Source organism: Paenibacillus sp. GXUN7292 (genome assembly GCF_050864975.1).
Classification (GTDB): domain Bacteria; phylum Bacillota; class Bacilli; order Paenibacillales; family Paenibacillaceae; genus Pristimantibacillus.
In genome coordinates this window covers 57,292-70,521 of the sequence record NZ_JBOZWO010000035.1, presented here as the reverse complement: position 1 = coordinate 70,521, position 13,230 = coordinate 57,292, and the positions used below count along the sequence as shown (strand labels likewise).

At 46.1% G+C, this 13,230-nt stretch carries 10 protein-coding genes; all 10 read right to left on the bottom strand.

The window, feature by feature from the left end:
* Positions 1-166 precede the first annotated feature (166 nt).
* Positions 167-1,354, bottom strand: a complete 1,188-nt coding sequence (locus ACRRU2_RS22485; RefSeq protein WP_432505148.1) for a hypothetical protein — start codon at positions 1,352-1,354, stop codon at positions 167-169.
* Positions 1,351-2,157, bottom strand: coding sequence for a carbohydrate ABC transporter permease (locus ACRRU2_RS22480; RefSeq protein ID WP_432505146.1), 807 nt, complete (start codon positions 2,155-2,157; stop codon positions 1,351-1,353). Before ACRRU2_RS22480 ends, ACRRU2_RS22485 begins: the two co-directional genes overlap by 4 nt.
* 3 nt (positions 2,158-2,160) lie before the next feature.
* The gene (locus ACRRU2_RS22475; protein ID WP_331700071.1) at positions 2,161-3,048 is read right to left on the bottom strand and encodes a carbohydrate ABC transporter permease; all 888 of its coding nucleotides are present in this window, start codon (positions 3,046-3,048) and stop codon (positions 2,161-2,163) included.
* A 17-nt stretch (positions 3,049-3,065) separates the two neighbouring features.
* Positions 3,066-4,358, bottom strand: a complete 1,293-nt coding sequence (locus tag ACRRU2_RS22470; RefSeq protein WP_331700070.1) for an ABC transporter substrate-binding protein — start codon at positions 4,356-4,358, stop codon at positions 3,066-3,068.
* 204 nt (positions 4,359-4,562) lie between these two features.
* Positions 4,563-5,501 carry an ArsR/SmtB family transcription factor gene (locus ACRRU2_RS22465; protein ID WP_331700069.1) on the bottom strand — a complete coding sequence of 313 codons (939 nt, stop codon included), beginning with the start codon at positions 5,499-5,501 and terminating at the stop codon, positions 4,563-4,565.
* Between the two features lie 778 nt (positions 5,502-6,279).
* Entirely contained in the window at positions 6,280-7,872 is a 1,593-nt protein-coding gene (locus tag ACRRU2_RS22460; protein WP_432505143.1) for a response regulator transcription factor, read from the bottom strand.
* 5 nt (positions 7,873-7,877) lie between these two features.
* Positions 7,878-9,203 carry an ABC transporter substrate-binding protein gene (locus ACRRU2_RS22455; protein ID WP_432505141.1) on the bottom strand — a complete coding sequence of 442 codons (1,326 nt, stop codon included), beginning with the start codon at positions 9,201-9,203 and terminating at the stop codon, positions 7,878-7,880.
* Positions 9,200-11,071: a sensor histidine kinase gene (locus tag ACRRU2_RS22450; RefSeq protein WP_432505139.1), complete on the bottom strand. Its 1,872-nt coding sequence runs from the start codon at positions 11,069-11,071 to the stop codon at positions 9,200-9,202. Before ACRRU2_RS22450 ends, ACRRU2_RS22455 begins: the two co-directional genes overlap by 4 nt.
* 118 nt (positions 11,072-11,189) lie before the next feature.
* Positions 11,190-12,080 carry a carbohydrate ABC transporter permease gene (locus ACRRU2_RS22445; RefSeq protein WP_331700065.1) on the bottom strand — a complete coding sequence of 297 codons (891 nt, stop codon included), beginning with the start codon at positions 12,078-12,080 and terminating at the stop codon, positions 11,190-11,192.
* Positions 12,077-13,021 carry a carbohydrate ABC transporter permease gene (locus tag ACRRU2_RS22440; RefSeq protein WP_331700139.1) on the bottom strand — a complete coding sequence of 315 codons (945 nt, stop codon included), beginning with the start codon at positions 13,019-13,021 and terminating at the stop codon, positions 12,077-12,079. The genes ACRRU2_RS22445 and ACRRU2_RS22440 overlap by 4 nt, the downstream gene beginning before the upstream one ends.
* Positions 13,022-13,230 lie beyond the last annotated feature (209 nt).

Genomic DNA, 13,230 nt, shown 5'->3' with positions numbered 1-13,230 from the left:
TGCAGGCGCAAAGCCAGCCTGCCAGCCTTCACTTTCCCCTTTATTATCATCATCAAATGCAAAATCCCAAGCGCCGTTCAAATCAAGCCAAGCCTTGCGCACATATTGCGGGCGCGGATAGTCCTTGCGATAGTGATCTTTCAATGCCATTGCAGCTCACCTTACCTTATGTTGTTGTTTTAGTTAGTCCATGCTTTGCCGTTTTTTTGGCGATGATCCAAATTCCAAATCCAGAGAACGCCAGCAACAATACGGTCATTATAAAACCTTCGAGAGGACTAAACAGCAAATCCCCATGTCTGCTCTTGAGTGAAAATATAAGCAAATTGCTTATAATCAAAAACCAGAGCACATTGCGCCCCATCGCTTCGATTGGCGCGCTAACCATCATATAACGACCCACATACCGAGCGATCAAATAGTAGAGATACAATAAAAATGCTGCACCTATAATCCACCAAATGGAAGGAGGGAAACGCTCCGGCAGCGCATCCTCCTGCAGCCATCTCCATACAAATAAACCAGTGGCGGCAGCTGCTGCTGTCAGCACACGCCAGTCCCAGCCTATCCGATACCTGGCAAACAGCATACCTGTCAAATAGTAAGGAAAATACTGCAGAACAGGAAAGGAAGCAAAATCTCTCGTACCAACAAGTGGTCCCAGTTGAGTAACATGGATTGAGCCGTATGGCATCCAGGTTGCGGCTAGCAAGGCAGCAGCAGTCAGCAGCGTTATCCGCCGCCGCTCAACCAGCCATTTCAGAGGCTTAAATAAGATCAGTCCTACTAGGGTTAAATAAGTAAAAGAAATCAAAAACTCCGACCAGCCCGGCATATCATCAAGCAGAATAATCGGCTTCAATGTCGACCAGCTTATCGCTCGCCCGTCAATATATATTCGATAAGCCAAGCCAGACATGTAAAAGGCTATAAGTGTCTTTAATGCGGCTACAGCCATGCGCGGGGCGGCACGCTGCAGCGGCTTGCTGTAATAAGCCAGATGCGAGACATAACCAAAACTAAACACAAAGCCCGAGAAAGTAATTAAATTAATTGCTTCAATCCAATAGGACGCACTCGCAAACAGCTGTGTATCGCTAAAAAATTGCAGGACATGACAGTACACCATACCAAGCACCAGCATACCTTTGAAAATATCAATTGCCTGATCACGTGCCTGATCACGCTGAGGTGCACTTCGAGACAATCCACCTGCCTTTCCCATTTGAGGCATATCTAGCTCTGATACGTTTACCTTCTCATCCGGTATCGCGTTTCTATCCGCTGCGATCGCCTGGTCCTCCAGCAAATAACCTATCCCCTCATCGGCAGCGGCATGCCGAAGCGCGCTCATCCTTTTATCCCCGACAGACTTATTCCTTTAATGATTTGACGTTCAAATATTAGGAACACGACGACAATCGGAAGCGAGGCAACTGTATTAATAACCATCGGCTTCACATAATCTTCTGTAAATTGATCCATCAAAGTCGGGATTCCCATTGGCAGTGTAAACAGGTTATCATCGGTCACCGACAGGAATGGCCACAAGAAATTGTTCCAGGAGCCAATAAACGTTAAGATCGCCATTGAGGCCAGCGCCGGTCTGGTAAGCGGCAGCATAATGCTCCAAAAAATACGCGTAGTGCCGCCGCCATCTATTTGTACGCTCTCCAGCAATTCATTTGGAACCCCGTCAAAAAAGCTTTTAAGCACAATAATAGCAATAGGCGATGCGAGTACAGGAAGCACAAGTCCGGAATAAGAATTAAGAATGTCCATATCCTTCGCAACCTGATAGAGAGGAATAAGCGTCGCCTCGCCTGGGATTAGCAGTCCGGAAAGTACAAACAAAAACATAAAGGATTTGTAGCGAAACGGTATTTTGGATAAAACAAAGCCTGCCATCGCTGCGATCAAAATCGTAAACAGCGTAACGAGCGCCGCTACAAACAAGCTGTTCCATGACCATAAGACAAGCTTCGTGCCCGTTATAACCTCATCATAAACTGCCAGCGAATATGGCGGGGTGAACCAGTCTATGACGGTTACGATTTTCATGCCTTCTTTTTTTATTGACACGACAAGCATCCAAATAAGCGGAATAACAAACAGAGCAGCGAAGCCAATAGACACGATACGATACAGCCATTTCATCGATCAGCTCGCCTCCTTCCGATTGTTAACCCAATATTGCACCGCCGACATCGCCAGCAAAATAAAGAACAGTACATAAGACATCGCTGCAGCATAGCCGAGATCATTATGCCTAAAGCCAGTTTGCCAAATATATTGGATAACTGGACGCGTCTGGTCGAGCGGCCCCCCGCCGGTCATAATGTAAATTTGCATAAACACTTTGAAGGAAGCGATAATTTGCAGCATAATGATCGTCCGTGTAATAGGCCCCAGCAGCGGCAGCGTAATGCGCCAGAATACTTGACTGTCGCCCGCCCCATCGAGGCGGGCAGCCTCATAAACATCATCAGAAATATTTTGCATTGCCGATAAATAAAGAATGAAGTTAAATCCTACTGTCCACCAAAGCGTTAACAGCGTTATGGCAATCCAGGAAAGATTCCGCTCCGTCAGCCAAAATATTTCTTTCCCTTCAGGCAAAATATGCAGAATATGCAGCAATGAGTTCAAAAATCCGGTGTACGGCTGGAAGATAAACAATCCCAAATAGGACGCAACCGCAACCGACAGGACGCTGGGCAAGAAAAACACACTGCGATACAAGCGCTTCAGCCGCGAATTGCGATTGGCGATCAGCGCCAGCACAATGGCAAGCACAACCATCGTAGGCGTAGTTAATACGACGAATAAAAAGGAATGCCATACCGATGCCCAAAAATCCTGGTCATGCCATAACTTTTCGTAATTGCCAAAGCCCAGATACTCCATTTTCTTAATAAGCGTCCATTTGAAGAAGCTCATTCCTACACCTTTGAGCATAGGCCAGATCGTAAAGAGAAAGTAAACGGCGAGGAAGGGGAGCAAGAACAGCAACGCCTGCAGATCCGCCTTCATTTTGCTCATCTTCATGTCGATACTCCTCTATTTTATTTGTCCAGCACCTTCTGTATTTCCGCCTGCATTTCCTTGACTGCCTGCTCTGCCGGCATTTTATTTGCCCAAATTTCATTCAAAAACTTGAACATCGCCATATCGCGAACCTGCCAGTTTTTTGTTGACGGCTTATTGAATTTCACCGTATCGGCTACAGCCGCGTAATCGCTGCGATATGGCAAATCTTTGTATTCCTGCTTATCAAGCACGGATGGCTTGGCTGGAATATGCCCCGCTTTTGCCCATACCTGCCCATTGTCTGCCATCCAGTTGGCGAAGGTCATCGCAGCCTCGCGCTTTGCCTGATCCTCCTTCTTTGTAACCGGAAGAATGATCGTATGAGAGTCGCCCCATGTCGCTGGCTGATTATAAATTTGCGGAATCGGCATCGCTCCGAATTCCAATCCTTCCGTCGCTTCCCACGTTCCCGTAGCCCACACGCCAGTCATCATGATCGCCGCTGTGCCGCTTTGGAAGTTTTTGTAGAAGTCAGGATCATTAAGCTTAATCACCTTGTGGGTGTGGTACAAATCTTGAATATACTTGGCCGCTTGAACTGCTTTCGCTTCATCCAGCTCCGCTTTCGACAAATCATCAGAAATAACATCATTGCCGCCGAGCTGGGTATACAGCGCCCACCAAAAACGGAATGGATCATCATTGCTAGGCGATAATGCAAATGGGGTTACAGAGTTAGGGAGTTTTTCTTTCAATGTATTCAGGAAGGCTACAAAACTGTCTGCTCCTTGCTCAAGCACTGGTTTTCCGTCCGGACCGAGCAAGCCTGCATCACTAAGCAGCTTTTTGTTGTAGTACATGATGAAAGGATGTGTATCGATAGGGACTGCGTAATGCTTGCTATCAACGATTGTTGCATTTAGCAGGTTCTGATTGTAAGAGGACCAATCTACTCCAGCAGCCGAGGCTACTGCGTCCAGCTCGCTGACGATGCCTTGATCAATTAAATCGGGGAGTCGTGAAGTGTGGGAAATGCCGATGTCAGGCCCATTGCCGTTACCTACTGCCGTAATGAGTTTCGTATAATACTCTCCCCATTCCAGCTTCGTATTTTTGATCTGAATATCGGGATGCTCTTTATTAAACGCGTCGATCATCGCTTGCATATTGTCGCCGTCCCCTCCTGAGAACAACGTCCAGAAAGATAACGTAACCTTTTTCCCGCCTGACGAGCCTCCACCAGAGCCAGAGTTACTTCCACTGCAGGCACTGAGCACTAAAACAATTGACAAAAGCAGTAAAATTGACGTCCCTAACGATTTTTTCATTCCTTCATCCCCTTTACATTGAAAATTTTGTCGAGATATGAAACAAAATATTTGTTTTAATACAAATATTTAGCATCTTGGGTTCGATTATAGAATCATAAACGGTAATTGTCAACGATTTCATATCGTTTTATTGTAATGAATTAATTAAAAAAGCATTAGTTACAATATAATTGCAACTAATGCTCGTCTCACTTCATTTTTTTACTGCTCGGCAGCTGTATAATGCACCTTCATGACAATATCTTGCTCATGGTCACCAAAGGATCGGCCAAACAAATTGATTCCGCCTTTATGAAGCGCGTCAGCTTTTACGCCAATACGCAATCTAACGCTCGGACCCTGTTCCAGCTTCAAATCCGCAAGCGTTACATCCGACACCTTTTTCATATCAAGCGTCGTCCGTTCAGCATCGACTCTCCAAGTTTTCAAAAGACCATATTGCGTCGTAGTCTGCTGCACCCACCAGTTAGAATTAAGCCTGCCTTTACGATCGCCGAAATCGCCAGGGCTAGTCCACATGCCGATTTCCACGCCATTAACCCATACAGAAATATCTGAAGGCCAATCATGATCAAAATTAGGAGCCTCCGAGCAAATTTCCATCGAAAACTCTATAGAGTCAATCTGCGAGCCTTGTGGAATTTCTAGCGGCAGCAAATATTCGACATAACCTTTGCGAAACCAAATTATACCCGCGCCGATGTGATTGGGATGATAAAAGCTGGCCGGCTCATCCTCTTGTATAATCATCGCCTCTGCGTTTGCGATCCCGCAGGTCGGATACACTTCGCAGTCGCTGTACTGGCCGATCGGCATATCAATTACATATACCTGCTTATCATCCTGCGAGTCACGAATCGTCGTATTAAGAATCATATGAACATCATCATAGCTGCGCGTGCATACCTTCATCGCTCCGCGCACTGCCGGGAGCAGCTCCGTATAAATAAGCTCCGCCGCTTCGAGTATTTTCACATTGTTAGCCACTGTAGAAACTGGCAAAGACAGCGCTTCAGCAATTTCAATCACATTCATGCTCCTGGCACTGAGCAGCCGGAGTATATCCACCCGCGCCCTCGTCGACAAGGCATGGGCAACCTTTACAAGCTTTTCCGGCTCATTCATTCCTACTTGTAACATTGCCTTCACCTACCATCCTAGTAATTTTTGTGGCAACAGCCGACTAATTTCAGATATAGCATTCTGCTGTTCTTCTAGTAATTATAGATTACTTTTTTGTAATAAATCAATATTTATGTAACAAATATTACAAGGGAAAGGAAATATAATTTCTTGTATCTTATTCGAGGGTTCGAAATAACCCCTGTTATAATATTACATCATCTGCCCGAGTTAAAGGGGACATTGGTCAGAACGTCTATTTCAATGGGCAATATCTCAAAATATGATAGATGGATATTTGGACAAATCTTTAAAACCCGATAAAACTATTACCGAAGAGAATTTTTAAAAATATTTTACAGAGCTATGGGCTTCAAACTTTCCAATGCAAACTCATTATGGAATAAAGGCAACGATTGGACAGAGAGCATATACAGAGTTGCAGCATATAGTGACCATCCAACCGTTTAGCCGTCTATCCTCTATTTGCAGTGCGGTCATCAATGACCGTTAGAACAAAAAAGCAGTCTTTTTGTTGTGTATGCGGACATTTATGACCATTAGAAGAACATTCCGTCGAATTCTCTAGCTTTTTTCCCGCTAACGGACATTTCTGTCCGCTAGTAAGTGGAAGTTGGCGAAAAATGAGCGCTAACGGTCAACAGTGTCCACATCATTAGGATCCATTCGAACTGACCGCATAACAAAGAGACTGCCTAACGGACCGAAAGCCAGCCATAGGACAGTATCTATACTACGTCTCTATTATTTAACTTTTCCACAATTTGAATTCTGCCTATTCATAAGCAGTTCGATATTCCGTAGGCGTCATGCCCATCGTTTTCTTGAATACTTGGGTGAAATATTTTGCATCCCGATAGCCGACCAGCGGGGCAATCTGGTACACTTTTACATCTGAATATTTTAAAATAGAACAAGCTCTCTCTACTCGCAGCCTCGTCAAATATTCCAAAAAAGTGTCCCCGGTCTCCTGCTTGAACAGTACGCAGAAATGGCTGCAGCTTAGACCGACATATTCAGATACTTCGTCAATCCCCAAATCGTGATGGTACCTGCCGTCGATATATTCTTTGGCTTTGGCAATAAGCTGCCTGCCGTTAAATTCAGACTCTTCCTCACGCATTTGCTTCATCCACCCGGCAAGCTCATCGCGAAGCAGCGTCACCATATCCTGCAGCGTGCCGCACAGCAGCAGCTTTTGCAGCAAGGTGCGATCGTCATGCTTCATTTTGAGGCTGAAGCTAGTCAAGCTTCGCTTCGTTATAATCGACAGCTCGATTAAAGCTGCGGCTGCTGTCTGTTTGGATATCGCGGCCTTGATCAAGTTTTGCTCAAGCTCCTCTATCGTTTTCCCAAATAAATAATCGTCGAGAGTTCGCATGGACTGCAGAAGCGACTTTTCGAAGTTTTCCATGCCCGGTCCTGGTCCTGACTCAGTCCCTCGGTCGCCGTTGCTGCTTCTGTACACTTTGCCCTTTCCTTGAATAAATCTTTTCGTTAAGGTTCTCTGCACATCTTGGTAAGCATACTTCAGACTGGCTACTCCTTCATACGCCGAACTGATAGCGACCGAACACGACAATCTTGTAAATTTCTTAACGAGGTGAATGACCGTCTGCCCCGTTTCTTCCAGCTCAAGCTGTTCTTTATTTTGAAAAATCATAATCCATTCTCCGTAATGAAGCGTGAACAAGGTCAAATAATGCTGTTCATTGCCGAATTCCTGCAAAATATTTTGGACGGCGAACAGCCAAAGCCTGCGATCCTCGCTTCCCCATTCATCAGACAAACGCTCGAAATCGTCAAGGGCGATACTAATAAGATGATACGGGTGTTCAATCTCCCATTCCTTCATCCAGTACAGCCGCTCAGCGGCAGGCTTGACTCCCTTAATAATTCCTGCCATCATCTCCTCATGGAGCAAGGATGAGAGCGCCTGCGCTGAGTTGCGCAAATATTCTCTCTCGGATTGCTGAACGCGGTCAGCATCGAGCTTGCGCTTCGCCTCGCCCACCACTCGAAGCAGCTCCTCATGGTCAATTGGCTTAAGCAAGTAATCGAAGGCGCCTAAGCGAATAGCTTCTTGAGCAATTTTAAACTCTCCATAGCCGCTGAGAATAACGAACACAAGCATAGAGTCGGCCGCCATCGTTTTTCTCATTAATTCAATTCCGTCCATTAAAGGCATCCTGATGTCACTTAACACAATATGCGGCAGATGTTCTTCAATAAGCTCAAGGGCCTCTTCTCCATTGCGGGCTTCACCGACCACTTCCATGCCGAGCTGCTCCCAGGGAATAACCACCTTAAGACTGCGCAATATAATAGGTTCGTCATCTACAAGCAATACGCGATAGTTGTCCCCCAATATCCTTAGCCCCCTTTGCGAATTAATTCGCGGTATTGAATAATCGATTCCTGCATCTTCTTCAATACTTCACCCGTATCCATCTCCTGCTCGATCAAGCTTTGCGTCACATCGAAAAATGTCGATGAAACGGATGGCGGAAGCAAGTTGTCATAGGCAATAAACGGGTGCGGCGTACTGCGAATCAGCTCAGCCAGCTCGGCGAATATAGGTCCAGTACGTTCATAATCGACCTGAACGTTTGCCGAGTAAGGGAATCGCATCGCTTCGTATACCATACGCTCCTGCACTTCGGGGGCAAATATATCCTCCAATAAATCATAAGCCGCCAACAGCCGTTCTCCCTGCAGTTTCGATGAAAGAGCGAGCCCGATCGTATAGCCGCCTGTCAATCCGTTCGCCAGTTCCCACGCGGGATCAAATGAAGGGAAATTAATAACTCCGACTTCATTTTTGAACGATTCCGCTGCCGAATCCCCCTGCAGCACATTAATGACCCAGCTGCCGTTCAAATACATGCCCGCCTTGCCGGACATAAACAGCTCCTCTGCCGCTTCTTTGCTCATATCATTGCTTCTCTTCGGAAAGGGATCCATCTCGATCAGCTCCGCAAATGCTTCTGTAGCCGCTTTATAGAAGGGGTTGTTAAAGCTCTCTTGCCCGGTTACAATCTGGTTAATCAATTCCGGACCTGCATTGCGATGCAGAATGTAGTGGTAATATATTGCACCCGGCCATCTCTCGTTGTTTCCGAGCGCGAAAGGGATATACCCATTTTCCTTTAAAGCTTTTATTGCGTTGAGCAGCTCATCCCAGCTTTCCGGAGGTGCGATGCCCAGCTTCGCAAATATCGTCTTGTTATAAAATATCGGCTCTGCGAATCCTTCGGTCGGCAGTCCATATATACCGTCTCCAAAGCTCCAAGGGCTAAGATCAATAAACTGCTTATCCATTCCTCGCTCCGCCAAAAATGGCTTTAAGTCAATTAAGCGCTCCGCTCGCACGTAAGGCTCTATCTCACCACCCCCGAATAACGCCAAAATGTCCGGAGGGTTGCCAGTGACCATCTCGCTGCGCAGCTTTTGTTCCCGATAGAACGTCTGATCCATACCTTCGAATTCGATTTTTACATTAGGATGATCGGCTTCATACGACCGCACAACGTCCTCAATGATACGGGCAACGGGCAAGTCATGCTCCTTCGTCCAGAAATGACGAAGCTTAATTGTCATTTTTCGCTCAGGAAGCTCCGCTTGCGTGCTGCAGCCAGCGCCTAAGAGCATAAAAACGCATAGGAGAATAACCGTTCCAATTAGCTGATTATGCTTCATAATTCTCCTGCCTCCTTTATGCGTGCCTGCCCGGCGCCTTGTCTTTCTGTAGCAGCATCGCTTTGTCTATCCGAAGGCAGCATATGCCGCAATTCTGCAAACATGCCTTCGAGCGGAATTCTGACACGAACGACCGCCCCTTCTCCTGCCGCCGAACAAATCATTAAGCCATATGGATCGCCATAATGAATCCGTATGCGCTCATGGACATTGCGCAGCCCCACACCCGATTGCTTATGCTTGACGGCCTCCTCAAGGGATTCGACAAAAAGCTGATGCAATCGCTCCTCTGTCATGCCTGGGCCATTGTCGGCTACATCAATGAATAAATCATTATGAAGCTTGGATGCATGCGCAGCAATACGAATAAATCCTTTTCCTCTCATTCTCTCAATGCCGTGGTATAGGGCGTTCTCCACGAGCGGCTGAATGATAAGGCTCATGCATGATGCATGCTTCAGCTCTCCAGGCACGACAATTTCATATTCGAATTTATCCTCGAAGCGGATTTTTTGGATGCGCAAGTAATGCTCGACATGCTCCATTTCCTTGGCTAAAGTAATCGTTTCCTGATGCTCGCTAATGCTTATGCGCAGCAGCTTGCCAAGCGAAATAACCATTCGGCTGATTTCTTTATTACCCTGCAGCACAGCCATAGAATTAATAGATTCGAGCGAGTTATATATGAAATGAGGATTAATTTGCGCCACCAAAGCTTGAAGCTCAGCCTGCTTCTTCCGTCTTTGCCCTTCCTCAACCCGGCCGATCAGTTCTCTGATCTGCTTGCTCATCCGATTAAAGCCTTGAAGCAGCAAACCCGATTCGTCCATCGTCATTCGGCGGAAGCGAGGAACCTCAATAAATCGACCGTTCTCAACCTGCTTCATACCCGAAACAACCCGGCTCATGCTCTGAACGACCGGCGAAACAAACAGCAGATCGAAGACCAAAACGGAAATCAAGGACAGAATAAGCAGTCCTAGTGCAATATTTCTAATATTAACGGACTCCGCATGGAGCTCCTGTTTAGGCGTAACCGCTGCCAAGTGCCAGCCCGCAATTTGCGAGGAAACATAGGTAATGAACATTTTGTTCCCGTCAATCGTGTCAGTATACGAGCTGTGGAGCAGCGTATCAAACGGCTGGAGAAAAGGAAAGTCGATCGATCGGCCAAGCATATCTCCAGACTTACTGTACATTATCTCGCCGCTTGCGTTAACGAGAAGAATATCTCCCCTGCTGTCGGCCGCCGCTTCCCAAAACAAATTTTCAAGAATATCGGTTTTTACAGTAAGCATAATCACCCCGATATCCTCAAGCGTATAATAGTCCTTTACAACCCGAACCTGGGTTAAAAGCTTGCCGCCTTCCATCATTCCAAAATTATCACTCGGCCCAATCCAATAAGGCTGGCCTCGTCTTGCAGCCATTTCGCCAAACCAAGGCTGCTCCTTAAGCTCAGCCATGCTGACGTTAGCCGTATCATTCGAATAATAAAGCAAGTGAGTATTCGAATATAAATTCAAGGAATGGATTTTGGGATGAGCCATCAACAAATTGGTAAGATCCGAGGCCAGCTGCCGATCCTCCCCTAGACTGCCGGACAAAGGCTGGACCGCCTTCCCCCTTGATTGCTTCAAATATTGCTGTACGAGCGGCTGAACAATGAATAAGTCCGAAATCCCTTCGATTTCTCCCATGACATACTGCAGCTTGCGATCCGTCTCCAGCAAGGAGTTGGAGTAAAACTCAGTTGCTTTCCGTTCCATTACCGAAGAAAAGTATAGATACGAGAACAACCCCATAATCGTAACGGGTATACAGATTAGAACAATAATTGCCAGCATGATCTTTCTGCGCAGCGTCATACCGTGAACTCACCGCCCGGATTTAGCATCACAGAGACTGTCAAACTATCAGTCTCCTTACATATTGTTACATTTCTATGCAGCCATCGCTAATCCTTCACTTTGTGAGACAAATTTGTCAGCTTTTTACTGCACCTGTCGAAATCCCTGCTATAAACCATCTGCTGAACAAGATGAATACGATGAGAAGCGGTAAAGTAGAGAAAAAGATCGCTGACATAATTGTTCCATAATCAATCCCGTCATTGATCGTGTATAGCTGCTGCATAGCGATTTGTATCGTAAAATTCATCTTATTTTTCAGTACAACTAGCGGCCAGAAAAAATCATTCCACACGTTTAAAAAATTAAAGATGCCTAGCGTGGCAAGGCCAGGGGTAATAATGGGAAGCACAATATTCCAAAAAATCCGAAAATGACTGCAGCCGTCGACTCTTCCCGCTTCCATCAGCTCATTGTGAACGGCAGAGCTAATATATTGGCGCATCCAAAAGATGCCGAATGCCGTAACCATTCCTGGAACGATAATCGCTTTATGCGAATCAATCCAGGAGAGCTTGCTCATCACCACATAATTGGGAAGGATATTAAGCTGAGTCGGAATTAGCAGAGTACCGAGCACGATAGCGAACAGCCATTTTTTGCCTGGAAAATTATACTTTGCGAAAGCGAGACCTGCCAGCGAGCAGAGCAAAAGCACGCAAATGGTGCTCGCTCCCGAGACGAAAAAGGAGTTCCATAAAGCACGAAAAAACGTTATTTTAGCCAGCACATTGTTAAAATTATTGCTTATTTGATCACCGAGCGTAACGACAGGCGGAATATGATAGACGGCATCCCGTGTTCGACTCGCAATGACAAGAATCCAATAAAACGGGAACACGGACACTAGCGCCCCGAGCCCAATTAATACATACAAAATAAGCCGTGCCAGCCAGCCTTCTGCCCCTGCGCCTGCAGCTTTTCCATTCAGCTTCCCTGCCAAATTGCCTTGCGCTCCATTCATCATGCGTCCCCTCCTGATTTCTTCGTAATCCACATATTGAATAGAGAAAATAGGATCGTAAATATGAACAAAATGACAGAGGTTGCGGCAGCCGTACCAAAGAACCCGTTGCGGAATGCTTCTCCGTACATATAGATAACCATAGTGATGCCTTCCTCTCTCGTCGAACCGGTGCCGCCCGGACTAAGAAAGACAAACGGCTCCGTGAACAGCTGCAGACTTCCTATCGTCGAGATCAGTACAGTAAACACGATAAATGGCTTCAGTAAAGGAAGTGTAATGTACAATAAAGCTTTGCTTGCGCTTGCTCCGTCAATTTTGGCAGCCTCGTACAATTCCGGAGGAATGCTTTGCAAGCCTGACAAATAAATAATTGCGTTGTATCCAAGCCATCTCCACATCACCATCATTGCCACGGCCACTTTGACTCCCCAGTAATCGGCTGTCCAAGCGACGGAATCAAGACCGATCCAATCCAGAAACTGGTTAGCCATGCCCCTTGCCGAGAATAAGGCGCCGAAAACGATCGTAACCGCGACGACTGATGTAATGTTAGGCAAGAAAAAAATAGCCCTCAGTGTTTTTTTAAATCGCTTGATTCCGTTATGAAGAATGACAGCCAAAAGCAGTGCAATGATTAATTGGGGCACAGTACCAAGCACTCCCATAATCAAGGTATTGTAAAAGGAAGACCAAAAGAGCGGATCGCCGAGAACTAGCTCATAATTAGTAAAGCCGTTGAACTTCATCGCACTTAGACCATTCCACTTGAAGAAGGATAAGTAGATCGTAAAAAAAATAGGATACACACCAAACACGGCAAATAAAATAAAAAACGGCGAGATATACATATAGGCTGCCAGCGAGCTTCTCCGTTTTTCCGTTAACCAAGGCGGTTTGGCAGCTAACCGGGCCGATGAAACCGCAGGAGCTGATCGGCTCATAAAGATTACCCCCATTCTCTCGTTCATAGAAAGCAAGCGTCCGAGCAGTGAACCGTCAGTAGCGGCCATGCTCGAACGCTGTTACATTCATAACAATTGCAGCCATCTAGCTGTTATTTGCAAACTGTTGAAAAATCCCCATTTGGTAATTGTAACGAATCCCTGGAGACTGTCGATTCATTGTGAATAGGGTAACAAGCAATAGAAAG